The 23,880-nt window shown below is 43.2% G+C and carries 24 protein-coding genes and 1 pseudogene; 9 read left to right on the forward strand and 16 right to left on the reverse strand.

Features of this window, described 5'->3' with window-relative positions; genetic code table 11:
• Positions 1-86 precede the first annotated feature (86 nt).
• Positions 87-297: pseudogene (locus tag V7K60_RS29955) on the forward strand (DUF433 domain-containing protein).
• On the opposite strand, the gene V7K60_RS29960 reads toward V7K60_RS29955, so the two are convergent.
• From V7K60_RS29960 to V7K60_RS29970, 3 genes are all read right to left on the reverse strand, one after another.
• Entirely contained in the window at positions 265-459 is a 195-nt protein-coding gene (locus tag V7K60_RS29960) for a DUF433 domain-containing protein (protein WP_334931100.1), read from the reverse strand. The pseudogene V7K60_RS29955 and the gene V7K60_RS29960 sit on opposite strands and share 33 nt — an antisense overlap.
• A gap of 188 nt (positions 460-647) precedes the next feature.
• Positions 648-1,067 carry a hypothetical protein gene (locus V7K60_RS29965; protein ID WP_334931102.1) on the reverse strand — a complete coding sequence of 140 codons (420 nt, stop codon included), beginning with the start codon at positions 1,065-1,067 and terminating at the stop codon, positions 648-650.
• 46 nt (positions 1,068-1,113) lie between these two features.
• Positions 1,114-1,617, reverse strand: coding sequence for a DUF4385 domain-containing protein (locus V7K60_RS29970; RefSeq protein ID WP_334931104.1), 504 nt, complete (start codon positions 1,615-1,617; stop codon positions 1,114-1,116).
• Positions 1,618-1,694: 77 nt separating this feature from the next.
• Here V7K60_RS29970 and V7K60_RS29975 point away from each other — a divergent pair, with 77 nt between their 5' ends.
• Together V7K60_RS29975 and V7K60_RS29980 are read left to right on the forward strand one after the other, a co-directional pair.
• Entirely contained in the window at positions 1,695-2,162 is a 468-nt protein-coding gene (locus V7K60_RS29975) for a VOC family protein (protein ID WP_334931105.1), read from the forward strand.
• 28 nt (positions 2,163-2,190) lie between these two features.
• Positions 2,191-2,487 carry a hypothetical protein gene (locus V7K60_RS29980; protein ID WP_334931106.1) on the forward strand — a complete coding sequence of 99 codons (297 nt, stop codon included), beginning with the start codon at positions 2,191-2,193 and terminating at the stop codon, positions 2,485-2,487.
• A 38-nt stretch (positions 2,488-2,525) separates the two neighbouring features.
• On the opposite strand, the gene V7K60_RS29985 is transcribed toward V7K60_RS29980, so the two are convergent.
• On the reverse strand, positions 2,526-2,738 hold the full coding sequence (locus V7K60_RS29985; RefSeq protein ID WP_334931108.1) for a hypothetical protein: 213 nt from the start codon (positions 2,736-2,738) through the stop codon (positions 2,526-2,528).
• A gap of 66 nt (positions 2,739-2,804) precedes the next feature.
• Positions 2,805-3,596: a class I SAM-dependent methyltransferase gene (locus V7K60_RS29990; RefSeq protein WP_334931109.1), complete on the reverse strand. Its 792-nt coding sequence runs from the start codon at positions 3,594-3,596 to the stop codon at positions 2,805-2,807.
• 6 nt (positions 3,597-3,602) lie between these two features.
• Here V7K60_RS29990 and V7K60_RS29995 point away from each other — a divergent pair, with 6 nt between their 5' ends.
• Together V7K60_RS29995 and V7K60_RS30000 are read left to right on the forward strand one after the other, a co-directional pair.
• On the forward strand, positions 3,603-4,421 hold the full coding sequence (locus V7K60_RS29995) for a class I SAM-dependent methyltransferase (RefSeq protein WP_334931111.1): 819 nt from the start codon (positions 3,603-3,605) through the stop codon (positions 4,419-4,421).
• A gap of 169 nt (positions 4,422-4,590) precedes the next feature.
• A complete protein-coding gene (locus V7K60_RS30000) occupies positions 4,591-6,855 on the forward strand; it encodes a cation:proton antiporter domain-containing protein (protein WP_334931113.1) in 2,265 nt (754 codons plus the stop codon).
• 191 nt (positions 6,856-7,046) lie between these two features.
• On the opposite strand, the gene V7K60_RS30005 is transcribed toward V7K60_RS30000, so the two are convergent.
• The 9 genes from V7K60_RS30005 to V7K60_RS30045 all read right to left on the reverse strand — a co-directional run bounded on the left by V7K60_RS30005 (position 7,047) and on the right by V7K60_RS30045 (position 16,183).
• On the reverse strand, positions 7,047-8,633 hold the full coding sequence (locus tag V7K60_RS30005) for a GMC family oxidoreductase (protein WP_334931115.1): 1,587 nt from the start codon (positions 8,631-8,633) through the stop codon (positions 7,047-7,049).
• Positions 8,634-8,720: 87 nt separating this feature from the next.
• Positions 8,721-8,906: a hypothetical protein gene (locus tag V7K60_RS30010; protein WP_334931117.1), complete on the reverse strand. Its 186-nt coding sequence runs from the start codon at positions 8,904-8,906 to the stop codon at positions 8,721-8,723.
• A gap of 181 nt (positions 8,907-9,087) precedes the next feature.
• Positions 9,088-9,393: a hypothetical protein gene (locus V7K60_RS30015; protein WP_334931119.1), complete on the reverse strand. Its 306-nt coding sequence runs from the start codon at positions 9,391-9,393 to the stop codon at positions 9,088-9,090.
• Positions 9,394-9,505: 112 nt separating this feature from the next.
• Complete coding sequence (locus tag V7K60_RS30020) at positions 9,506-10,933, reverse strand: TolC family protein (protein ID WP_334931121.1); 1,428 nt, start codon at positions 10,931-10,933, stop codon at positions 9,506-9,508.
• Positions 10,934-11,049: 116 nt separating this feature from the next.
• On the reverse strand, positions 11,050-11,721 hold the full coding sequence (locus V7K60_RS30025) for an ABC transporter ATP-binding protein (protein ID WP_334931123.1): 672 nt from the start codon (positions 11,719-11,721) through the stop codon (positions 11,050-11,052).
• A 177-nt stretch (positions 11,722-11,898) separates the two neighbouring features.
• Positions 11,899-12,570 carry a VOC family protein gene (locus V7K60_RS30030; protein ID WP_334931125.1) on the reverse strand — a complete coding sequence of 224 codons (672 nt, stop codon included), beginning with the start codon at positions 12,568-12,570 and terminating at the stop codon, positions 11,899-11,901.
• Positions 12,571-12,627: 57 nt separating this feature from the next.
• The gene (locus V7K60_RS30035; protein ID WP_442944484.1) at positions 12,628-13,908 is read right to left on the reverse strand and encodes an ABC transporter permease; all 1,281 of its coding nucleotides are present in this window, start codon (positions 13,906-13,908) and stop codon (positions 12,628-12,630) included.
• Positions 13,909-13,930: 22 nt separating this feature from the next.
• Positions 13,931-15,547: an efflux RND transporter periplasmic adaptor subunit gene (locus V7K60_RS30040; protein WP_334931127.1), complete on the reverse strand. Its 1,617-nt coding sequence runs from the start codon at positions 15,545-15,547 to the stop codon at positions 13,931-13,933.
• Positions 15,548-15,649: 102 nt separating this feature from the next.
• The gene (locus tag V7K60_RS30045; protein WP_334931129.1) at positions 15,650-16,183 is read right to left on the reverse strand and encodes a hypothetical protein; all 534 of its coding nucleotides are present in this window, start codon (positions 16,181-16,183) and stop codon (positions 15,650-15,652) included.
• A gap of 423 nt (positions 16,184-16,606) precedes the next feature.
• Between V7K60_RS30045 and V7K60_RS30050 the strand changes: the two genes are divergently transcribed.
• Positions 16,607-17,500 (forward strand): tetratricopeptide repeat protein, encoded by an 894-nt coding sequence (locus V7K60_RS30050; protein WP_334931131.1) that lies wholly within the window; start codon positions 16,607-16,609, stop codon positions 17,498-17,500.
• Positions 17,501-17,720: 220 nt separating this feature from the next.
• Here V7K60_RS30050 and V7K60_RS30055 read toward each other — a convergent pair whose 3' ends face one another.
• Positions 17,721-18,119: a response regulator gene (locus tag V7K60_RS30055; protein WP_069073372.1), complete on the reverse strand. Its 399-nt coding sequence runs from the start codon at positions 18,117-18,119 to the stop codon at positions 17,721-17,723.
• A gap of 498 nt (positions 18,120-18,617) precedes the next feature.
• Between V7K60_RS30055 and gyrA the strand changes: the two genes are divergently transcribed.
• The 3 genes from gyrA (at position 18,618) to V7K60_RS30070 (ending at position 22,100) form a co-directional block, all read left to right on the forward strand.
• Complete coding sequence (gyrA, locus tag V7K60_RS30060) at positions 18,618-21,128, forward strand: DNA gyrase subunit A (RefSeq protein WP_334931133.1); 2,511 nt, start codon at positions 18,618-18,620, stop codon at positions 21,126-21,128.
• 9 nt (positions 21,129-21,137) lie between these two features.
• On the forward strand, positions 21,138-21,611 hold the full coding sequence (locus V7K60_RS30065; protein WP_334931135.1) for a GNAT family N-acetyltransferase: 474 nt from the start codon (positions 21,138-21,140) through the stop codon (positions 21,609-21,611).
• 303 nt (positions 21,612-21,914) lie between these two features.
• Positions 21,915-22,100: a chlorophyll a/b-binding protein gene (locus V7K60_RS30070; RefSeq protein ID WP_334931137.1), complete on the forward strand. Its 186-nt coding sequence runs from the start codon at positions 21,915-21,917 to the stop codon at positions 22,098-22,100.
• Positions 22,101-22,239: 139 nt separating this feature from the next.
• On the opposite strand, the gene rpoD is transcribed toward V7K60_RS30070, so the two are convergent.
• Positions 22,240-23,409 carry an RNA polymerase sigma factor RpoD gene (gene rpoD / locus V7K60_RS30075; RefSeq protein ID WP_094353188.1) on the reverse strand — a complete coding sequence of 390 codons (1,170 nt, stop codon included), beginning with the start codon at positions 23,407-23,409 and terminating at the stop codon, positions 22,240-22,242.
• Between the last annotated feature and the right edge of the window lie 471 nt (positions 23,410-23,880).

Below are 23,880 nucleotides of genomic sequence, written 5' to 3' on the forward strand. Positions count from 1 at the left end.
GAGATGCGATCGCGTTACTCTGAAATTAATCGCTAACAGTATAACCAGCTTATGCAGTCCTTCAATATCACACTGCCAGATGCGATATGGAATCTCAACTAATACAAACTTCTCCTGACATCCTTTCTGGTACACCCGTCTTCTATGGAACTCGCGTACCAGTAACAAACATTGATTGATTATCTCGAAGCAGGCGATCGCCTCAACGACTTTCTAGAAGATTTTCCCACTGTGAGCCGCGCACAGGCAACAGCGTTTCTCGAATCACTCTGCTGTAAAAGCAAATACCGCCTTTAGCGTTTCTGAGGTAAGAGTCGGATAGTTTTTTAACACTTGTTGTTGTGTCCATCCCGTCGCAAACAAACCCAATAAGAACTCTACAGATAAACGAGTTCCTTTCACAGTCGGTTTACCCAGCAGAATTTTAGGGTCTGAATGAATGTACTGTTGCCAGTCCATAGTTTTTACTCCGACTAAGCTACAGCTATTGTTGCACAGTATGATTTTTGTTGGCTTGCCCAGAGAGGAGATGCAATGAAGATAAGGGAGATGCGATCGCGTTAATCTTAAATTAATCGCTAACAATGTAACCAGCTTATGCAGTCCTTCAATATCACACTGCCAGATGCGATCGCGTTAATCTTAAATTAATTGGCAATAATGTAAAAATTTTCTGCAATCAGTCCTCTAGACTCGTTCACGAGTATCAAAGACTCATTCACGAGTATCAAAGACTCATTCACGAGTATTAAAGACTCGTCGGCGAGTATCAAAGACTCATTCACGAGTATCAAAGACTCGTTGGCGAGTATCAAAGACTCATTCACGAGTATTAAAGACTCGTCGGCGAGTATCAAAGACTCATTCACGAGTATTAAAGACTCGTCGGCGAGTATCAAAGACTCATTCACGAGTATCAAAGACTCGTCGGCGAGTATCAAAGACTCATTCACGAGTATCAAAGACTCGTCAGCGAGTATCAAAGACTCGTTCACGAGTATCAAAGACTCGCCCTGGCGAATGAAATTCGCGGCTATACAGACAAAACCCACCTCCGTGGGTTTCAAATTCCTGAGTCCGCGCAGGCGGACTTAGTTTGTATAGCCACGATTTCTAATCGCCGGGTATATTTATTTGCAAAGGTGAGATGCTCTCATACATCTGTTTATGCTTGGCTAAAAGCTCTTGATATTTCTCATTCGTCTTTGCTTCTACCCACTTGGCTTTAAATATTGCTGCTGATTCCGCTTTAACTGGGTCTACTTCATAGGGAAGAATCTCTTTTTTGTCACCTGAAGTTTCCGAATTTTGTTTATATTTCCTGCCGCTTTTATGATTAGCATAACGGCGAGAGCGAGTATAACCCATTTGAATAAACTTCCTTGCCATATCCGCGCCGACAAAATCATCTTTCTCTAAATAATCAAGAAAAAGCTCGTATATTTTTTCACTTGACTCTCTAGCAATATCAGGAGTTTTAAACCGCCAGTAGGGAAGAATTTCTGATTTGTATGGTTCAACCAAAAGTACGCCCTGCTCACCCTTGCCAACGCGATAGAGTTCAGGATGTTGGCGAAAATCGAGATTTTTAAAGTCTAAAGAATAATCAAAAGCCATGCGAAGTGTTTATTATGAATAATAAACTTTAATAAAAAAGTCGAGCTTCTATCTCTGTAGGGAAATTTTATTTTATTATGCTATCTAGCACCCAATCCGTGAACAGTGTCCTGGCGCCAGGAAATCTGCGTAAAGTACATCACATTGCCCTCAACGTCCAGGATATGCAAGCTTCCCGCTACTTTTATGGTACAATCCTGGGTTTGCACGAACTCACAGGCGACGAAGTACCCGCAACCCTGGTGGAACTTGTCGTATCTGGGAAAGTAGCCAACTTCATTACCCCAGATGGGACGATACTGGATTTATTTGGGGAACCCGATTTAACACCACCAAATCCAGACCCAGAGAAGACATTCACCAGAGCCTACCATCTAGCCTTTGACATAGATCCGCAGTTATTTGAGCAAGCGGTGACAGTGATCAGAGAAAATAAAATAGCGATCGCACATGGCCCAGTCACTCGTCCTACTGGTAGAGGAGTGTATTTTTACGATCCAGATGGCTTTATGATTGAAATTCGTTGCGATCCAGAAGCTAGTTAACTTAGGGGTAATAACAAAAGTATCTACTATGACCGCTAAACTCACGCAAATATTTAAAGTAATTGAAGACACAATCACAAAACCGCCAATTCCACACGAACCATACAAGCAATCATTGAAAGCCTGGGCGATGTATTGTTTGCGAGATAAAGGTTTTATAGTCGCTTATGCTCAAAATGCCGACTTTGCCATTGAAAGAAAACGTGAAGAAAAACTATATTTTAAAGTTTCAAACAGCCCCGATGATTTAGATAATTCTTTTAACTGGATTGTTTGGGATAGTGTAACCAAAAGCGCCAGTCTGATTCATCAAAAAATAGACTGATGCCAAAATATTCGTCAAATATTTTCCTGATTCTGTAACTATTCTGACTCCTGAATTCTAATTCCTGTTAGCGCAGCGGGGCGTAGCCCATTCTGACTAGACAACTGCTGCACAAATATTTGATATTCTGACGAATTTAATCCCAACTGCAATACAGCCAATACTTGCTGCATATTGCCAGCAATTAAATTGGACATTGACAACCACAAACCAGGAAATACTTGACTTTTGATAATTCCATCTGCGTCCACTTCTAAAGGTATATATGAATTTTATTTTATTATGGCTTGGTACATATTTTTCTTGTGATGTACTGTTTAAGCCCGATCGCGTTTCTCAAACACTATTACATGCTGTTGAGGTAACAAGTTTTTGGTTTCCCGCCAAACCAAACCAACAGCTTGCATTTCCTTACAAACTTGCTTTTGAGTCATTTTGTGGAGACGTTTAATCAGAATAAAGGGATTTTCACCCCGATACTCAACCAGCACCACCTTCCCACCTGGTTTAAGTGCTTTTACAATTCCTTGCATCACTTCTTGGGGATACTCAAGTTCATGGTAAGCATCCACCATCAAGGCTAAATCGATACTTTCAGATGGTAAGTTGGGGTCAGTAAAAGTGGCTAAAATCGGCTCAACATTGGTGATATTTTTCTCTTTTTTGAACAACTCAATGATTTCCAACATTTCTGGTTGAACATCTACAGCCAACACCTTACCTGCTGTTAATAACGGCGCGATGCGAAAGCTTAAGTAACCTGTTCCAGCGCCAATGTCTGCCACCACATCATTAGGTTTCAGATTGAGGAGGCTGACTACCTTACTTGGCTGTTCTTCTCTCTCTCGATTTGGACGTTCTAGCCAGCCAGCGCCAGTGTATCCCATAACTTGGGCGATTTCGCGCCCCATGTAATATTTGCCGATACCATCTGGACTGTGGATAAAACGCTGTTCGTAAACTGCGTAGGCGTAGCCCGCACTTCGACTTGGCTCAGTGACCATCGTAGACATCGCACCAGTCGCAGCTTGTGCTGTCAGGGTTGGGTTCAGCAGCGAACAACTCAATATCACAACAAGAGTTACTATAAAGTGGAGAAAATTTGACATTTGGTTATGACAGATATGGATATTTATAAGCAGCAACTAAAAGAATTTTATGGTAGTAGAACGACTTATGACCATGAAAAAGATACTCGCCATCCTCTAGAAGCCAAGCTTCTACTTGAATTTGTTGGGCTACATTCGGGACAAAAAATCCTTGATGTGGCAACTGGAACGGGTTTAGTTGCGATACCCACAGCTGAAAAAGTTGGTTCAGAGGGCTACGTGATTGGAATTGACATGACCCCTGGAATGTTGCATCAAGCAAGACTTAAGATTGCAGCAGCAAGATTACAAAATATCGAGTTGATTGAGGCAGATGCAGAATATTTCAACTTTAGTGATAGTAGTTTTGATGTTGTCTTTTGCTGTGAGGCAATTGTACTTTTTCCTGATATAATTGCTATTTTAAAAAAGTGGTATCGCTTCTTGAAACCCGGAGGATTTGTGGCATTCACCTGTCCTCCCGAAACTGCTTATATGGCATCTCTTCAGCAGAGGATCTGCACTAAGGTTTTGGGTGTATCGCTACCACATATCCTTGAACCACTGGGAACTCCAGAAAAATGTCAGAATTTGCTTAATCAGGTAGGTTTTAGAGATATCGAAATTAAGATTGAACCATCAGGACGTTATCACCCTCTTAGTGATAACAGATTATCGATGACAGTAATTAATATAAATTTTAAAGGCAATCCTCTGTTGTCAAAATTATCACAAGAACAATTAAATCAGTTGCAAGTTGAGTACAAAGCAGAAATTGAGAAATTAGCAACCGATCAAGGCCTTTGGATAGACACTACAAAATTCTTTGTTCGCGCTCAAAAATAAGTTGATGAGCTTTGCTCCTGAACTTACAGTTTCTGGCGATCGCCCATGATAATCTTGCCATTAATAATGACAATGACACTTTAACCTCCTAGACCGATGTAGAACTAAACATTTTCAGATTTACTTGAAGCAGCCCCTTTAAAAATTTGTAATCCAACTTTTGGACATTATGCAAAACCTGTCCCTGATATTAGTGCCTGTACTCGCTGCACAAAAAGTAGCAGGTGACGGTGTAATTAAACCTCTTGGTCATCATGAACTGCTGTTAGTGCTGGTACAACTGTCACTATTGCTTCTCGTAGCGCGGGGATTAGGTGAATTGATGCGCCGGATTAACCTACCGCCTGTTGTTGGAGAATTACTGGCGGGTGTGCTGCTTGGCCCTTCTCTATTTGGTTTGCTCCTTCCCGACTTACAAGCACACATTTTTCCCAAAAGTCAAGAACAGTCTAATTTACTTTCGGTGATTTCTTGGTTAGGCGTGTTATTTTTGCTAATTGTGACTGGGTTGGAAACAGATCTCAAGCTGATTCTTCGTAAGGGTAAAACGGCTCTTTTGATTTCACTGGGTGGAATTATTATCCCTTTTATCACCGGATTTGGACTGGGCTGGCTATTGCCAGATAGTTTTTTAGCCGACCCAGAAAAGCGACTAGTATTCAGTCTATTCATAGCCACAGCAATGAGTATTTCGGCAGTACCAGTGATTGCGAAAGTGCTGATTGACTTAAACCTGATTCGCCGTGACATTGGTCAAGTCACCTTAGCTGCTGGTATGACTGACGACACCATCGGCTGGATTTTACTTTCTGTGGTTTCAGGTCTAGCTAGTAGCGGCAAATTTGACCTTGGGACAATTTTCCATTCTGTGAGCGCTGCCATATTATTTCTAGCGATCGCTTTCACAATTGGGCGTACCATCGTAGACCAGATTTTGCGCTGGGTTGATGACTACATTGGCGGAATTGCCGCTAGTATGTCGGTTGTGCTGATTCTTTCGCTCTCGGCAGCAGCACTTACCCACGCATTAGGTTTGGAAGCAGCATTAGGTGCTTTCGTGCTGGGGATTCTATCCGGTCAATCCCGTCGCTTTAGCAATGAAGCTGGACACATGTTAGAAGTCTTCACAGCAGCCTTTCTAGCGCCAATTTTCTTTGCTTCAGCGGGTTTGAAAGTTAACTTGCTAGCTCTGTTAGTCCCTCAAACGTTGATATTTGGCTTGATTGTTCTCGCTGTCGCCTGTGTTGGTAAATTTACAGGTGCTTACCTTGGTTCTCGCGTCGGTGGCTTGAGTCATTGGGAAGGTTTGGCAATGGGTTCAGGGATGAATGCTCGCGGGGCGATGGAAATTGTTGTTGCCACGATTGGTTTATCTTTGGGAGTGCTGAATCCCCAGATGTACTCGATTATTGTCATGGTGGCGATCGTCACTTCCCTGATGGCTCCACCCCTGCTGCGCTGGACTTTATCAAAAGTAGTTATAGGTGAAGAGGAAGCTCGACGATTGGAACAAGAAGAACAGGATAGTCGCAGTTTTATCAAGCAGATTCAGCGTGTCTTAATACCTACTAGTGGTGGTCCCAACATCCAACTAGCGGCGCAACTAGTCGGTTACATGGCTCATCAAAACTCGATAGAAGTTACATCTCTATATGCCCTAAGTGATAAGCAACCTCAAAGCAGAGGACGCCGGATGGCAGCAACCCACGTTAAAGATACCGCCGCCGAGCAAGCTCTGACTGCTGTGACTGAGGAAATGCAGCTACCTACTGATACCACCCTGCAAACAAAAACGGAGTCTGGACGTAATAAGGCGGAGGTAATTCTGAATGAAGCGAACAAAAACTATGACTTAATCGTACTGGGAGCTTCTGAACAGATAAGCCCCCAAAAAGCATTGTTTAATTTGCTTGTTGACCGGGTTGTCCAAGAAGCACCTTGTGCAACGATGGTGGTAAAGTCGCACCTACACCATCCCAAAGGTGAGATATGTAAAATCCCTCAACAACAGCTGAAAAAGATTTTGGTGCCAACGGTGGGGACAGAATACAGCAAAAATGCCGTAGAGATGGCAAGTACGATCGCAGCTCAAACCGGGGCATTAGTGATGATCGTTAACGTGATTAATTTGCCACAGGTTGAGTATGTTCTTTACGAACAGCGATCGCTAGCTCCAGTTAAGGAAATTGCTCACGATATGCTTGAACAGCAAGCAGAAATTAGCCGCAATCTGGGTGCTGATGTCAAAACCTATATTCTTCAAGGAAGCAGCCCAGAAAGGGAAATCCTCAAGTTTGCCCAAACCCAGGAAGTTGACTTAATTCTTCTAGGGAGTAGTATCCGAATGGTTACAGGTCGCGTTTTCTTCGGTCACAGAGTGGATGCAATTCTGAGTAAGTCCCATTGCCCAGTAGCGGTAATTACTGTGCCATAGTCGTTCTAAGCTTAGATGCATTTAGGTAACTTTATCGTTTGTGCATAATGCTCGAAGACGAGGTAAAGCTTTGCTTTGAAGCCTCCTTGAGTCTTTTCAAAAGCTAGATCCCTGGAATCCCGGTTGAGCGTTTCCTGAATCTCTGTTTTGTGAATCATCGTTATCTTTAGGCGATCGCTCGCGCCAGTGAGTTAGTTTGCTATTGCTTTGTGTACTTGCTGTGAAACGCTAAAAGCGGCTTTAATTAAATCGGCTCCTTTTTCACCGATCATAATGGTGGGCGCGTTCGTATTTCCCCCGACTAGAGTTGGCATGATCGATGCATCAACAACCCGCAACCCTGTAACACCGCGTACCCGGAGTTCGGGATCGACAACCGCCATTGGGTCAGTTCCCATTTTGCAGGTGCCGACAGGATGATACCCCGTAACGCAAAATTCCCGAATGTAAGCAACGAGAGCTTCATCGCTAATCACCTCAGCACCGGGACTGATTTCCTCACCTCGAAACTGATCAAAGGCACTTGTATGAAATAATTTACGCATTATTTTAATCCCTTCAACTAGCTTTTGCACATCGGATTGACTTTGTAGAAAGTTGATCCGAATAATCGGTGGGTCTTTGGGGTCAGGCGAGCGCAAACTGACACTCCCAATGTTTTGGGGATGAGTCAAACTGACTGTAACAGTGAATCCCAAACCAGAGAGGGTTTGGCCAGGAGATATCCACAGAATGGGACCGAAGAAAAACTGTAAATCTGGCGTGGCATCCAGATTACCTTCGGTATGCAAAAACAATCCGGCTTCAGCGTTACCATTACTGCTAATTGCCGGGTCTAACCCAGCAATTACCTGGGGTGCCACAGGACTGGTAATTATCTGGTGTGCCACAGGAACGAGAGAGTGGTCTTGGAGGTTTTGACCGACACCTGGCAAATCAACGACGACAGGAATCCCCATTGCTTGCAGGTGTTCTGCATCACCAATGCCGGAAAGCATCAGCAGCTTGGGCGAATCGAATGCACCAGCACTTAAAATCACTTCTTTGTTAACCCTGGCTTGGTGCAGCCTTCCCTCGTGCATATATTCCACCCCAACGGTGCGGGTTCCCTCAAACAACAAGCGAGTTACCAACGCTCCTATTGTTATTGTTAAATTGGGACGCTGGAGAATTGGCACCAAGAATGCAGCAGCAGCACTATGACGTTTACCATCCTTGACTGTTAACTGATAAATTGCCGCACCTGATTGCTGTATCCCATTGAAGTCAGGATTGTGCTTATATCCGATTGCCACAGCTGCTTCTACAAATCGTTGCGATGCCACAGTAGGAGGTTGAATATCGGTCACGCTCAACTCACCATCAACCCCGTGGTATGCGTCGGCACCGCGTTGCTGGTTCTCAGATTTCTTGAAATAGGGCAATACATCTTGGTAACTCCAACCAGGATTCCCCAATGACTGCCAGTGGTCATAATCGTGATGATTGCCCCGGATATAAATCATGGAATTAATCGAACTGCTGCCACCCAAGACTTTGCCACGGGGACAAAAGATTTTGCGGTTATTCAGGTACGGTTCTGGTTCAGAAAAATATTTCCAGTCCAGTTCCGAGCGAGGTAGGTTGGGGGATGACAACGGGATTTGAATCTCAGGTTTAGTATCTGGATTGCCAGCTTCGAGTAATAACACAGTTGTTTCACTATCTTGTGTCATCCGGTTGGCGACAACGCAGCCTGCCGAACCTGCACCAATCACAATATAGTCATATTGAGTCATCACATCCTCGCTTGTAAATTCAACTATTTCAAGAGCTGCAACTTAAAGATTGGTTAAAGCTTGAAGTTTAAGAATCTGACTGTTGCATTACGACCAACACAGAGATTCATCCTGAATCTCTGACGCTAATTTTTCTTCTGATTGTGCAAAATTTGGGTTAGATTTCATTATCTCTTGTAAGTAACCAATTACCTGATCTAAATTAGCCCTTGACCCTTTTTCTGCCTCTACTAAAGCTGTTACTGCCTCTTGCTTACCTCGAAGCTTGTCCAAATCTTGTCACATAGCGCTTTTATCTTTGTTAGAGTTGCTTGTCTCAGCTTCTCATATCATGTCTGGTTAAAGACTTATCATTAAGGCAGCAGGGGTGCAGAGGAGCAGAGAATCACAGGAGAGAGGCTTTTGGGCTTTCTGCATAAATTTGGGAATTAAAACTAATTAGCCAGACTTGATATCAATTGTTTTTCCAAAAGCTATTTTCAAAGGCTTTGTTACGATTGCCTTTGGCACTGCCCCGATTGCGATCGCTAACTGCTGGCTGTCGGCAGTAATCTTTTATGTGTTTATATTTAATCTTTTTAAGTAATAAATGTATTTTTGTACTGAAGATAGTCATTAGTAATTGGCTGTATGGTTGTGCCAAAGGCAATCGCACGTTGTTTTGCCCAACTTCACTTGCATCGCCTTGTTCCCTCGCCAGCAGGGTCGCTAGATTGTCTTTGCGAACAATGCAAGCCGACGCATTAACAATGCAAGCCAATGCGTTAACAATGCATCTCAATACATTGGCATTGCAGGGTATTGCCTTTCTTTAATTCGCTACCAATTCATGAAATGCTGTACTAAGCAAACTTTTCTTTAATAATTTGACCTTAGCGCGAAGCCCTAGAAGTGACCGATCTTTGCAAATTAGCTAGAGCGCGATTGTAATCCAAAATAGCTTCAACTTGATTACCTTCTGCTCTTGTCAGGTCATTTTCAGCATCAATTACCTCTGTTTGAGTGCCCACACCAGCTTGGAACCTCAATCTTGCTAAATTCAGAGCTTCCCTGGCTTGATTTAAAGCCACACTAGAAGTCTGCACATTATTTAAATTGGATTGCAATTGAGCATAATACTGTTCTACATCAAAGCGAATTTGGTCGCGCTGGGTAGCAAATTGACTCTCTGCGATCGCAATATTAGCTCTCGACTGATCTGCACGCGCTTTTGCTGCTCCCCCTTCAAATAAAGTTAGATTTCCTTGAATTCCTGCGGAATAGCCATCAGTAATGCTGACGTCATCGTTATACTGATCTAGTAGATTGTAGTTGCCGACCAAACTAACTTGCGGTCCTAACTGTGAAAGTGCCTGTCGTCGCTGTTGCTCGTAAATATTACGTTGTCCCAAATACTGTTGCAACTCTGGACGATTTTGAAATGCTTGGACAATACTTTGTTCTACCGTCTGCGGCCAAAGACCCGCTAACTGTACAGGGTCAGAGGCACTGATATCAACTGACTGCGATAAACTTAACAACGTGGCAAGCTGACGACGGGCAATTTGCTGCTGTGAGATTGCATTAGTCAGTTGTTGTTGGGAGTTTGCTAAATTCACCTGAGCTTGCAGTACATCGAACCGCGTACCTACTCCAGCCTGTTCTCTGGCTTGAGTATCCCGTAAACTAGCCTGGGCATTTATCACAGCAGACTGATTAATTCTGACTAGTTGATCTGCTTGTTGCAAATTGTAGTATTGAGTCGTGGCATTCAAGCTAATTGTCAAAAACTGACTTTCAACATTTAATTGATCTACCCGTAGCTGTTCTTCTGCGGCTCGGATAGTCGCTTGTCGGTTCCCAGAAGTATAGAGATTGTAATTTAGTTGGGCTGAACCATTAAAAGTGGTGCTGGATTGAGATGAATTGGCTTGAGATGAATTGTTACTAAAACCATTACCACTATTAGTCACATTACTGTTGAGTCCCAGAGTAGGAAACAAGGCAGCTTGGGACTCGCGGAGCGCCGAGCGACTGCGTTCTAGCTGTAATATAGCTACCTGTAAGTCTCGATTGTTGCGTTTTGCGAGTTCCAAAGCTTGTGCCAAACTGATTGGCACAGTTCCCTGAATCTTTACTTCCTCTGGTTTGGTAGGAAATTGGAGAGGATTGGAATTGGGGTTGAGGCGATCGGGAACGTGTACAGAGCTTGAAGAATTCTGTGCTTTTGGGGGAGTTGCTGCACTTGCTAAAGTTGGAAGAAAAATTGCGAACGCGACAGGAACCCAGGCAGAATGCACGAAAAATAAGCTGAAATTCATAATCTAAATATAGTCATTAATTAGGTTTTTTGAGGATATAATCAAAAGTTTTCATTCTGATTGACCTACAGAGATTTAAATCTTAAATTCCTCCTCAAAAGGTTAATCTTAACAAATTAGCCGACAATCAAACCATCCTGAACTCGAATAATCCTTCTGGTTTGAGCAGCGATATCTGGTTCATGAGTGACAATCACAATCGTGATCCCTTGGTCATTAAGTTCAGTCAGTAAACTCATCACCTCATGGGAGGTTTCAGTATCTAAAGCTCCTGTTGGCTCATCTGCCAAAACTAATGCAGGTCGGTTGACCAAAGCACGAGCGATCGCTACTCGTTGCTGTTGTCCGCCAGATAGTTGACTGGGACGGTTAGCGATGCGCCCCCCTAGTCCTACCTTTTCTAAGGCTTCTAATGCCCTTTCCCGGCGTTTTGGCTTGGGTAAGTTAGCGTAAACCATTGGCAACATAACGTTTTCCAATGCTGTCGCCCGCGCCAATAGGTTAAATTGTTGGAACACAAAACCTATCCTTTGGTTGCGGATATAGGCTAATTCATCATCATCAAAAGTCGTCAGGTTTCTACCTTCAAAAATATAGTCTCCAGTTGTAGGACGATCCAGACATCCCAAAATATTCATCAGCGTGGATTTACCCGAACCTGATGCACCCATAATAGAGACATATTCCCCTTCTTCAATAGAGAGTTCAATACCCTTGAGTATTGGAACACTAACTTCTCCCAAGTAATAGGTTTTGGTAATAGATTCCATCCAAATCATTGTCGGCATATTTATTTCGGATTAATAACTTGTTAATTGTTGTTTGTAAATTTTGAAAAAGCTACATTGAGTGTAGAACTTGCGAACAATTCAAATTTTATCACCAGATATTTGCAAATCATCTGCAATGTTAGTGTGTATGACTTTCAGTAAATAGAATATAGTTACTGCAATTTAATCCCAGAATCACCATCTAATGAAAATTGGTAGTTGCGAGTCAAATTCTTGTGAATTACCTTCTTTGGCGTTATTAAACTCTATTTCTAGTTGGTAAAAACTGCCCTGTGAAAATTGCACTAATCCCAGATCAATTAGCGTTCTAACTTCAGCAGAAAAGTTTTGAACACCGGGTAAGGTGACTTGTAATGCTGTAATTTCTTTGAATCCAACTTTATGAACTAATGGAGGTCGCCGTTCTAACGGGTAATTTGTAGGTTTTTGAGTTGCAGGTGAAATGAAAATCAATGGTTCTGATAAATTGTCACTATTGGTTGCGATCGCAATAGAAGCTCTTGGTGTCCGATATGTTGCATGGTAATCCCAAGTAGGAAATGGTATTTCTCGTAAATCTGATGCTGTTGACCGGAATGAAATGCCAAAGGGACAAGCCTGTGTTTCTTGCCAACGGCAGCGTGACCACAAACCTGTAGGGCGAACAAGAGGAGACTGGATTTCGTTAGTATCAAAAAGCCAAAGTAACTCAAGATAAGCATTATCAAAGAAAAAGCAAAGGTTTGCAGTCCCTTGACCTTGATGAATTCTACGACTACCTTCTGTGAGTCCAAAAGCAGTTAGCAAATCTGCTGGTGGTGCTTCTGGTTCAACACAGACAAAGATATGGTCTAGTTCAAGTTGCATATATTCACCTGTTTTAAGAGAAGCTTTTAATTTTTAAATTTTCTTTTTTTGAATTATTTAGTCACTACGTAAAGCATTGATTGGATCTAATTTTGCAGCATTCCGCGCTGGAATCACCCCAGCGATTAAGCCAACGGTTAACGAGAGTACAAAGCCAGCAACGATCGACAATAAAGAAATTACAAACGGAAACTTGAAAACGTTTGCAGCCACAAAGGCTAATAAAACGCCAGTCACTATACCAATACCTCCGCCGACAATGGAAATCACGATCGCTTCCGCTAAAAATTGATTCAGTATTGCTGAATTAGTGGCTCCTACGGCTTTGCGAATCCCGATTTCTCGCGTCCGCTCGACCACAGAAACGAGCATAATGTTAGCAATACCAATGCCACCAACTACCAGAGAAATTCCAGCGATCGCTACCACCATGACTGTAAATAAACTTACAATACTAGTAAAGGTACTAACAATATCAGCTTGATTAGTCAGCCGAAAATCATCAGCTTGTGGCGGATAAATGTTATGACGCAGCCGTAAGAGATTGGTAACTTGAAACTGAGCGGCTTCTAACTGCTCCTGATTCGCGCCTTTGACTAAAATTCCACTTACAGAAACGCCTACCAGGGCATTATTCCCAACTAATCTCTTTGACATACTAGTTAGAGGAATAAAAATCTGGTCATCTCGATCCATCGGCCCCTGAGCGCCTTTAGGTTCCATCACCCCAATTACTTCATAAGCCTCTCCCTGAACGCGAATTTTCTCACCGATCGGATTTACACCCTGTGCAAAGAGTGTTTTTTGGACTGTGGGGCCAAGAATGGCAAGCTGTGCGGCAGTATCTAGTTCTTCCTGAGTAAAATATCTCCCTTGTTGGGGGTGAGTATTTCTGACTTCTGGGTAGTTCAAATCTGTGCCATAAATGGTTGTTGAGGTGTTCTGTCCTGCATAGACAACTTGGGCAGTCCGTTGGAGATAAGCTGAAACCATCTGTGCTGATGGCGCTTGTGTAGCGATCGCTTTAGCATCTTCCCAAGTTAAGGTACTGCTAGAACCTACTCCTTGACGGACATTGCCGCTTCTTGCAGCACCCGCCAAGATTTGGATCACATCTGTACCCAATGCTTGTATCTGTTGCTCAACTCCCTTTTGCACTCCCTGACCGACAGAAGTAATGGCAATAACTGAAGAAATCCCAATAATCACGCCCAACATAGTTAGACCTGTGCGTAATTTGTTACTCCACAGAGTCTCTGCCGCCATTGTCAAGATTTCCAGCAATGGTACTGTGCGGGTATTCTTCGCTTTATAAAAGCCCTTAAATATCTTAAACATAATGTTTTATTTAAAACTAACTTTAAGGGGAACCACCACCTTGAGAACGACCACCACCGCCAGAACTCCCGCCAGAACGAGCTCCGCCGCCACCTGCTCCTCTTCCGCCTCCTCCTCCGGCTCCTGTGCCTCCACCTAGACCAGGGAAAACTCCTCCTCTTGGTGTTGATTGCGGACGCGATCCTGGTGGGAAACTGAGCAACACCCTTTCGTCTCCTGTCAATCCAGACTTAACTTCGGTAAAGTTATTCGCGGTGACGCCAGTCTCAATGCGAGTGAACACAGGTTTGTTATTTTTTCCTTGCACAAACACGCCTGTAGCATTTTCTTGGCGTACTACCGAGGCTGTTGGCACTACTAAAACATTTTGAACTTGACCGACTTGAAAATCTACTTCCGCATTCATCCCAGACCGCAGTAGTCTTTGAGGGTCTAAAAGCGATACTCTCACTTCAAAACTGGTGACGTTTTGCTCTACTATTGCTTGGGCAGCAATTTGGCTCACTTTACCTTCAAAGGTCTTTCCTGGGTAGGCATCTGCTTTAATCGAGACTTTTTGACCAATGCTGATTTTGGAAATATTTGTTTCCGCTAAATTGGCGACAACTTCATTTGTGGAAGCTAAAGACAAGATTGAAGAAGAAGAAGAAGAAGCTACTTCACTACTGGCAGTTGTAGGTGTCACGAAAGCGCCTGGATCGGCATATTTCTTTGTCACCACACCATCGAAGGGTGCGCGAATGATCGTGTCATTGATTTCGGCTTGGATGTTTTGCAGTGAGCCGCGAGCCGATGTTACCTGGGCACGGGCTGCGTTAATATCTTCTTGGCGTGTTCCGGCTTTCACAAGTGCCAAAGCTTGCTGTCTCTGCTTCACCACAGCTCGTGCTTGCTCAACGTCTTCTGGACGTGACCCGGCTTTTTGCAGAGCCAGTGCTTGCTGTGCTTCATTTACATTAGCTTGGGCGCTGTCACGATTAGAGCGGTTTTGGTTAAGAGTCTGAAGGGAAATACCGCCTGCATTGTAAAGTTGCTGATTGCGAACAAAATCATCTTCTGCTTGGCGGAGGGCAGCTTGAGCGCTTTGCAAGCGTGCCTGTGCTTGGGCAATATCTTGAGAGCGATTACCTGCGATCGCTTTTTGCAGATTCGCTTCGGCTTCGTCTAATGCTCCCTGTGATTGGGCAATATCTTGAGGACGATTACCTGCGATCGCTTTTTGCAAATTCGCCTCAGCTTGTGCCAATTGTCCTTGAGCAGAGGTAAGTTGCCCCCGGAGGTTGGAATCATCCATGTAAGCGACAATCTGTCCTTGTTTGACGATATCTCCTTCTTTCGCCAGCAGGCTTTTCAAGATGCCGGAATTTTTTGGGCTGAGGTTGATTGACCGCTCAGGCTTCACCGTTCCGTTCGCTGAAACTGTGATTGTTAAACTCTGCCTTTCTACAGGTCTTGTCAGTACCCGGCGGCTGGCTTGTTGACGGGGAGCAACCGTTACTTGGTAATAAACGGCATAGCCAATTCCACCCAAAAGGCAAAGAGCAATTAGCCAAGAGAGCCAATTACGTCTGCCCTTTTTTTTCTTTACCTCTGGAACCAAAACTGATGAATCTACGGTGTTTTGTGTATCAATTTTCATATCCATTTTGTCTATAAAGAACGGCTACCGAGCTAGTTATTCACGGCTAACAACTATAGCCTGGTAGCCTAATACTGACAATGATTTTGAGTTTTTAGTGTTTTAAAGGTTTATTTGCAGTACTAATCCACTAGGAAGTCTGAAGTAATCATCACGCACTCTCACTAATCTCCCAGCAGGAACAATTTCCTGATTGGGAAGCAGAATATCCCCGTTAGGAAGTCTGAAGTAACCTTGATCGCGCAGTCTGACTATGGATCTAGCAGGAATAATTTGCCCATTGGGATATCTGATATCACCATTACCAAGTCTGACTACTCTGCGATTAAATTGGTTGTCACGATTCCAATTATCCCGATCTCTAGGGTTTCTGACTTCTACAGGATATGTTCTGCCGTCACGGTTCCAATTATCCCTGTCTCTAGAGTTTCTGACTTCTCTAGAATTGGATCTGCCGTCACGATCCCAATTATCTCTGGCTCTAGAATTGGATCTGCCGTCACGATCCCAATTTTGATCGCGATCACCAACAACGTAGACTTTCGTCTGGGCACTTGCAGGCGCAGTCAAGAGAGTAGGAACAATTATCAGGGCAGCAGCAGCTAAGACTATCGATATACGGTTTGGTTTCAACATAGAATTGACTCCTTATTTGGATTAAAGTTCTAGTTTGCTGAAGTTTGAATTCAGCAATCTTTAGATAGTTGTTTTTGTTTTGGCATTAAGGTGTTGAATATTTACCTCGTCGTATAAATTCATACATAATAATTATTGATCAAAAAGTTGAAACCGATGTATGACGAAAGTCACTAGTAGTTCCAGGCTGATGTATGACCAAAGTCACCAATTATTGGGTATGGGGCATGGGGCATGGAGCATTGGGAAAGAGGAGGCAGAAGTTCTTTAATTTTGAATTTTGAATGCGTGAATTTTGAATTGATTTCTCCCTCATCCCCCTCATATCTTTCCCCAAGATTGGTAAGATTTTGCTGCCGTCAAGAGCGCAGATCGTTTAAGCTAGCTGAAAGATTCTTTGATTAGTGGCTTAAAGGCGGTAGTGTGCCTAAACATGTTCGTTTGATTTCTCTTTTAATGGTCTGTAGTTTATGGAGTATGCCAAAAGCCGCTAACGCGCAGGCATTAATACCCCATACACTGCAATTAGATGCGACAAAGTTAGAAAAGCAAGGGTTGAGCTTGGCACAAGAGGCGGCTCAACTAGCTCAGTTTCAACAGGTTGACTTAGCTTTGCCACGAGCGCGGCTAGCTAGTCAACTGGCTCCTGGGAATGATAAAGTGTGGTTGCTCTTAGGTGGATTGCAACTGCAATCCAAAGAGTTTGATGGGGCGATCGCTAGTCTGAAAAAAGCACAATCTCTCAACCCTAAAAATGGTGATATTCTGTTTGCTTTGGGTTCAGCGAATTTTCAGCAGAAAAATTACCAGGCTGCTGTTGTCAATTATCAAGATGGTTTGAAGTTAAAACCAAACGATCCAGAGGGTTTATTTGATTTGGGTAATGCTTACTATTTGCTGGGTAAATTGCCAGATGCGATCGCACAGTACGATAAAGCCGTCTCCCAAGATAAAAAATTCTGGCCCGCGCTCAACAATATTGGCTTAATCAACTACGAACAGGGTAATATCCCCGAAGCGATTAAGCGATGGCAATCGGCTGTAACCCTTGAGAAACAAGCGGCAGAACCTTTATTGGCCTTAGCCGTGGCACTGTATACTAAAGGCGATCGCCAACAAGGACTAACCTTGGGAGAAGCTGCACTCCGTATTGATTCGCGCTATGCTAACTTGAATTTCCTCAAAGAAAATCTCTGGGGCGATCGTCTACTGTCTGATACGAAAAAATTCCTAGAATTACCACGTATTCAAGCAGCTATACAGCAACGAGAAAACTCATCATCAGCGCCTACACTTAGAAAACAGCCTACTCAATAGGAGTTAGGAGTTAGGAGTTAGGAGTTAGGAGTTAGGAGTTAGGAGTTAGGAGTTAAATATTTCAACTCCTCACTCCTCACTTATAACTGCTAACTGTCCTATTGCCACTTGCCTAACAGTACCTTTTCGTAGTACATCTATACTAGATAAATACAGGAATTAGTTGCCCAAAAACATTGACGGGCAAGTATTCCTGAAATTAAGTCGTTAATTCTCAGTGTTAGTCTGTGGGTAGAAGTGCGATGATTTGGTCAACAAACTGTTGATGGTCAACAACTGGCTTAGAAATGTAGCCATCAGCACCGCTTTGTTTGAGAAAGTTCTCGCGATCGCCTTCCATAGCATGTGCTGTCACCAGAATCACAGGTAAGTTTGCTGTTTTTGGATCGGATTTTAACATTTGTGTAATCTTGATTCCATCAACAGACTTGCCTTGGTAAACACTTCTGGAGAGAGAAACATCCATCAAAATCAGGTCGGCTTCTCCTGATTGGGCAATTTTGATGACTTCTTCCACATTTTCAGTGTGTTTCACACCCAAGCCACCACGCTTGGACAAAATTTTGGAAAAAACACGAGCATTAATTAGATCGTCTTCGACAATTAAAACAGTTTTCATGAGAATTTTAGTTATAGAGGTGAGGAGATCCAAGAATTCCAGAATTCAAAATTAAGAAATGCAATCATGATGAAAAGGAGTCAGAAGACAGAATTCAGAATTCAGAAGAACCCAGCAGTCAAATCAGGAGTAACAATCACGGAAAGAATTTTTTCTTCTCCCAAGGGGAGACGCTAAGAGCGAACACGCGCGTTTAAAATAGCTTGCTCTAAACCTCAATTCTCTATCCAGTCCCACAAAATCCATTCTGGATTCTGTCTCCTGAATTCTGAATTCTTCTTCGGTAAGTATCATGGCTACTAAGTTTATGTAGATTATACTCGTGTGCATCCTTTTTAATAGTCAATGTGCATCTTCGTCATCAAGGATGATACTACTGCTTTTTCTTCTGTGACTATCAAAATTTTGTTATGAATCTCATTTCATCCGTTATGCTGTGGTTGCCGCAGTGTTGAGTTCCATCGGCTTTTGTGTAGTTAAATTTCAGGGAAAAAACTCATGGCAAAACAGTTAAACCTTCTCTCAACGGGACAGGTAATTACAACAGCCCTGCACACCGAGATGCAACGGTCTTATCTAGAATATGCCATGAGCGTGATTGTCGGGCGAGCGCTACCAGACGTGCGTGATGGCTTAAAACCAGTGCATCGGCGCATTTTGTATGCAATGCATGAACTTGGTTTAGTACCAGATAGACCTTATCGAAAATGTGCTCGTGTAGTGGGTGATGTGTTAGGTAAATACCATCCTCACGGCGACCAATCAGTTTACGATGCTTTAGTCAGACTAGTGCAGGATTTTTCTAGCCGCTATCCCTTGCTGGCAGGACATGGTAACTTTGGCAGCGTCGATAATGACCCGCCAGCAGCGATGCGCTACACAGAAACGCGCCTCGCACCCATCAGCCATGAGGGAATGCTGACAGAAATTGGTGAAGAAACTGTGGAATTTGTTGGGAACTTCGATAATTCCCAGCAAGAACCAACGGTGTTACCTGCTCAGTTGCCGTTTTTGTTACTTAATGGTTGTTCTGGTATTGCCGTGGGAATGGCAACAAATGTCCCACCCCACAATTTGGGGGAAGTTGTCGATGGGTTAATTGCTTTAATCGACAACCCAGATTTGCCAGATGAAAAATTATTTGAGCTAATTCCAGGGCCAGATTTTCCCACTGGTGGGGAAATAGTTGGTGAAGCGGGAATTCGGGAAGCATATACCACAGGTAAAGGTGGAATTCTGCTGCGGGGAGTCGCAACTCTGGAGGAAATTCCAGCCGCTAAGGGAAGCAAGCGCCGGACAGCAATTATCATTACAGAATTGCCTTATCAAGTGAATAAAGCTGCCTGGATTGAGAAGGTAGCGGACTTAGTAAATCAAGGACGCTTGCAAGGAATTTCCGATCTTCGGGATGAGAGCGATCGCGAAGGGATGCGGGTGGTAATTGAACTCAAACGCGATACCAATCCCCAAGAAGTTCTCCAGAATTTGTATCACCAAACTGCTTTACAAATGACCTTTGGGGCGATTCTCCTGGCAATAGTGGATGGACAACCCCGCCAGTTAAGTTTGCGTCAACTGTTGCAGGAGTTTTTGAGATTCCGAGAAGAGACGCTGAACCGTCGTTACAATTACGAGTTGGCTAAGGCCCAAAGTCGCGTGCATTTGGTAGAAGGTTTGCTGAAAGCGCTGTCTAATTTGGATGAGGTAATTCAAATTTTGCGCCAAGCTCCTGATGGGAGTACGGCAAAAATTAATCTTTGTAGCCAACTGGATTTGAATGAGGTACAAGGAGATGCAATTCTAGCTATGCCGTTGCGTCGCCTCACTAGTTTAGAACAGCAAAATTTGCAGCAGGAATTTGAGCAGTTAAGTGAACAAATTAGATTGTTGGAGCTATTACTAAACGATCGCCGAGAATTATTGAAGGCGCTGAAAAAAGATTTGCGATCGCTCAAGCGCAAGTACAACGATCCCCGGCGGACGAAAATCGCAGAGGAGCAGAAGTCTAAGACAGAGGAGCAGAAGGGCACAGAGGCAGAGGGGCAGAGGAGCAGAGGGGCAGAGAAGGAGGAACTTAAATCTTCCGAACCAGTAGAAGAAGCGATTTTAGAATTTACTCAACGGGGTTATGTCCGCCGCACCCAGCAATCTGGGAGAAAGTCAAAAGCTGAAAATGGTCTGCACGATAATGACTTCATTATCCAAACTGTTTTAACTGACACAGGGAAAGACTTGCTAATACTAACTGGTGGCGGCAAAGTGTATCCGGTAAATGTGGGAGAAATTCCCCCAACTACTGGGCGTTCTCCACGGGGAAAACCTTTGATCACTATGCTCAGTAGTACTGCTCAAGGCGCTCAAGAAGCTGTGGTCAGCCGCTTTTTGCTGCCGGAAAATCTCGAAACTAGGCAGATGATTCTTCTAACAAAACAGGGAAGAATTAAGCGTCTGTCTCTGGAAGAATTTGCTAACCTGACTCGGCGCGGCATCACGATTTTGAAACTAAAAGACGATGATGAATTGTCATTTACCCAGTTCATCGCTCCAGGGGAACATCTGATTTTAGCTAGTTCTGGTGGGCGAATGTTGCGCTTTGCAGTCAATGATGAACAATTGCCAATCATGGGTCGCACAGCGATGGGTTTACAAGCATTTCGACTATTGAAAAATCAGCAAATGGTTGGCTGTGTCACTGTCAGTAAAGATGACCAACTGCTGCTAGTTACTCAAGAAGGATATGCCAAGCGGATGGCTGCGAGTCAGTTAAGAGCGGCTAATCGCGGTGATTTAGGCACGCAAGCGTTGAAATTTGCTAGCAAAACTGACAACTTAGCTGGTATGGTCATGGCGATTGCATCTGGTGAAGTGGCTTTAGTGACGAATAAGGAACGGGTCGTGCGGATACCTGTGGAAACAGTGCCGCTCTTAGGTAGAGATGTCAAAGGTGAAAGCATCCTCCAACTCAACCGCGATGAAAAAATCATCACCGTGGCCGAAGTGCGATCGTAAATTAGGGTAATGTTCAACTTGCAACAAGCCAACTTGCAGGATTTAGAGGCGCTGATCCAAATGCGTCTCGAACTCCTGCGGGAGGCTGGCGAGATTAAAGGTGACTCTGACACCGCAAATTTAGCAGAAGCGACTCGAAAATATCTTGGCGAAAAAATGCCATTGGGTGAGTTTTTAGCTTGGGTAGCTGAAGTGGATAGTCAAATTGTTGCCACTACAGGCTTGGTATTTTTTCAACGACCCCCTTACAACGGCAATCTCTCAGGCTTAGAAGCCTACATTATGAACGTTTATACAATTCCGATGTGGCGAGGACAGGGAATTGCAACAGCATTATTAAAGGAAATTATCAGCTTTGTGAGAGCAACTGAGGCAAAACGCCTTTGGCTTCACGCCACTGAGGATGGTAAACGTATCTACGAGAAGCTTGGTTTTATCTCGACTTCAAAAGAAATGGAAATGCTCTGGTACGTACTAACTTAAATTATCAATAAACTTTTTATTGTAAAATGCAATATATATTTAAAATCAAGCAATTTAACTAAATTAGTTGATAATTAATCTCAATAGTATAAGATTGTTTATAAAGCTAAAAGTCTGGATGACATTTTTTCTACCTCAGTAAATCTCACTGAAGGTTGATGTTTTAATCTGTACAAATAGTTATTTATATTTATGTCAAGGTCTGGAAACAAAAATATAAAAAATGTTGCCTTTATGAAAATATTTGTTATATTAGTTTACACAAGGCAATAAACCTTAAGAATTAAGTTTGGAGTCCTAACAATGACAAATGCAACCACAACAAAAGTCGCTACTTCCGTAATTGAAGATCGCAACGCTTGGCGTTGGGGCTTTACCCCACAAGCAGAAATTTGGAACGGTCGCTTGGCAATGATTGGCTTTTTAGCAGCCGTTTTGGTTGAGCTTTTTTCTGGTCAAGGCTTCCTACATTTTTGGGGCATCCTATAAGTTGTAATATTTAAGATGACCTATAAATAAAAAAACCTGGAGTGCTAATTCACTACCAGGTTTTTTATTTTTTGTCATTAGTCAGTTGTCATTTGTTTATTCACTAATGACCAATGACTAATCACTATTGACTAATTAACTACCGAATATATTCCTTGAGAACGCTGTTGCGATTTGGGTGGCGTAACTTGCGAAGTGCTTTCGCCTCAATTTGACGAATCCGTTCGCGGGTGACGTTGAAAATCTGTCCGATTTCCTCAAGGGTTTTCATCCGACCATCATCCAAGCCGTAACGCAGTCTGAGAACATCGCGTTCGCGTGGGCTGAGACTGTCGAGGACTTTTTCAAGGTCTTCGCGCAGAAGATTTTTGGAAACTTGGTCTTCTGGTGTCTCACCATCAGATTCAATAAAATCGCCCAATCGAGAATCTTCTTCTTTACCAATTGGCGTTTCTAATGAAATTGGTAATTGGGCAGATTTCGCAATGAACCGCAACTTCTCAATGGTCATTTCCATGCGAGTGGCGATTTCTTCTTCAGTGGGTTTGCGACCCATTTCTTGAGACAGCAGCTTGGTAGTTTTCTTAATCCGAGAAATGGTTTCGTAAAGGTGAACTGGAAGGCGAATTGTGCGGGATTGATCTGCGATCGCGCGGGTAATTGCTTGGCGAATCCACCATGTAGCGTATGTAGAAAACTTATAACCTTTTTCGTGGTCAAACTTTTCAGCGGCACGAATCAAACCGAGACTGCCTTCCTGAATTAAGTCCTGGAACGACAAACCACGATTCATGTACTTCTTAGCAATTGAAACTACAAGACGGAGGTTAGATTGCACCATCTTGTCTTTCGCCCGACGACCAACATGGAGGCGATAACGAAAGGCTGGTAGTGGCAGTTGTACTGCTTCTGCCCATTCACTATCTCGAGGATCGCGATCTAATTGCTCACAGAGTCTTTCGCGTACTCGCTCTAATTCCAGCAAATCGGCTATTTTCCGCGCCAATTCAATTTCTTCGTCTGCCCGCAACAGACGAATTCTACCAATTTCTTGCAAGTAAAGCCGAATTGAATCTTCGGTGTAGTGCTTTTTCTTGCTTTGTGTCCGACGACGCGATTTAGCGGCTTTTCCAGACTTTGCGTCGTCCTCATCAGACTGAGGCTCTAAAAATTCCTCGTCACCTTCATCGATGATCAGCAAGTCCTCTTCATCGTCTATTAAGAGTTCTTCTAACTCGAGCTCAGGCTGATTCATTATTTCTAGGTCAGGCTGATATATGCTTTCGAGTACGTTGTTAGCCTGGTTCATGCCGCGTTCCTCATGCTCCTTGCAGAATCAATTACTCAAGATGTGTTTACGGCTCTTTTAAACGAGCCAATTGCCAACCGAAAATAAGCTTTTTGGCAGATTTGCCAGAGATATTTTCGGACGTTTTACACCTCCGGTAGGAGGGTTTTTACTTTAGTTTAAGCAAATACTAAAGGTGACTTGCTCACTTTAGTAAATGTTATATGTGTTGCTATCACATATTGCTTTCAACTAACTGGTCAAAAAAAATACTTGCCTTTATCAAAAAAATTGCCACTCTATACAAATGAGTTCAGACTGTTGGCAGATTTTCGTATAAAGACTCTTCCGATTGTAGCCTGTTTCACAGAAATTGCACTCTTTTTGTGTATTAATCATGAATTCATTAAGCAACTTTTAGCTACTTTCACCAAAAAGACATTGAAAACGGGATTTATACCCTGAAATTTTTTCTCCACTTTTCGGAATTGC

Source organism: Nostoc sp., from assembly GCF_036917555.1.
In the GTDB taxonomy this organism is placed as follows: domain Bacteria; phylum Cyanobacteriota; class Cyanobacteriia; order Cyanobacteriales; family Nostocaceae; genus Nostoc.

Bases quoted from the DNA above. Each gene is read 5' to 3' on its own strand.
- V7K60_RS29960 (WP_334931100.1), bottom strand. From the start codon at position 459: ATGGACTGGCAACAGTACATTCATTCAGACCCTAAAATTCTGCTGGGT.
- V7K60_RS29970 (WP_334931104.1), bottom strand. From the start codon at position 1,617: ATGGCTTTTGATTATTCTTTAGACTTTAAAAATCTCGATTTTCGCCAA.
- V7K60_RS29975 (WP_334931105.1), top strand. From the start codon at position 1,695: ATGCTATCTAGCACCCAATCCGTGAACAGTGTCCTGGCGCCAGGAAAT.
- V7K60_RS29980 (WP_334931106.1), top strand. From the start codon at position 2,191: ATGACCGCTAAACTCACGCAAATATTTAAAGTAATTGAAGACACAATC.
- V7K60_RS29990 (WP_334931109.1), bottom strand. From the start codon at position 3,596: ATGTCAAATTTTCTCCACTTTATAGTAACTCTTGTTGTGATATTGAGT.
- V7K60_RS29995 (WP_334931111.1), top strand. From the start codon at position 3,603: ATGACAGATATGGATATTTATAAGCAGCAACTAAAAGAATTTTATGGT.
- V7K60_RS30000 (WP_334931113.1), top strand. From the start codon at position 4,591: ATGCAAAACCTGTCCCTGATATTAGTGCCTGTACTCGCTGCACAAAAA.
- V7K60_RS30005 (WP_334931115.1), bottom strand. From the start codon at position 8,633: ATGACTCAATATGACTATATTGTGATTGGTGCAGGTTCGGCAGGCTGC.
- V7K60_RS30020 (WP_334931121.1), bottom strand. From the start codon at position 10,933: ATGAATTTCAGCTTATTTTTCGTGCATTCTGCCTGGGTTCCTGTCGCG.
- V7K60_RS30025 (WP_334931123.1), bottom strand. From the start codon at position 11,721: ATGCCGACAATGATTTGGATGGAATCTATTACCAAAACCTATTACTTG.
- V7K60_RS30030 (WP_334931125.1), bottom strand. From the start codon at position 12,570: ATGCAACTTGAACTAGACCATATCTTTGTCTGTGTTGAACCAGAAGCA.
- V7K60_RS30035 (WP_442944484.1), bottom strand. From the start codon at position 13,908: ATGTTTAAGATATTTAAGGGCTTTTATAAAGCGAAGAATACCCGCACA.
- V7K60_RS30040 (WP_334931127.1), bottom strand. From the start codon at position 15,547: ATGAAAATTGATACACAAAACACCGTAGATTCATCAGTTTTGGTTCCA.
- V7K60_RS30045 (WP_334931129.1), bottom strand. From the start codon at position 16,183: ATGTTGAAACCAAACCGTATATCGATAGTCTTAGCTGCTGCTGCCCTG.
- V7K60_RS30055 (WP_069073372.1), bottom strand. From the start codon at position 18,119: ATGAAAACTGTTTTAATTGTCGAAGACGATCTAATTAATGCTCGTGTT.
- gyrA (WP_334931133.1), top strand. From the start codon at position 18,618: ATGGCAAAACAGTTAAACCTTCTCTCAACGGGACAGGTAATTACAACA.
- V7K60_RS30065 (WP_334931135.1), top strand. From the start codon at position 21,138: ATGTTCAACTTGCAACAAGCCAACTTGCAGGATTTAGAGGCGCTGATC.
- V7K60_RS30070 (WP_334931137.1), top strand. From the start codon at position 21,915: ATGACAAATGCAACCACAACAAAAGTCGCTACTTCCGTAATTGAAGAT.
- rpoD (WP_094353188.1), bottom strand. From the start codon at position 23,409: ATGAACCAGGCTAACAACGTACTCGAAAGCATATATCAGCCTGACCTA.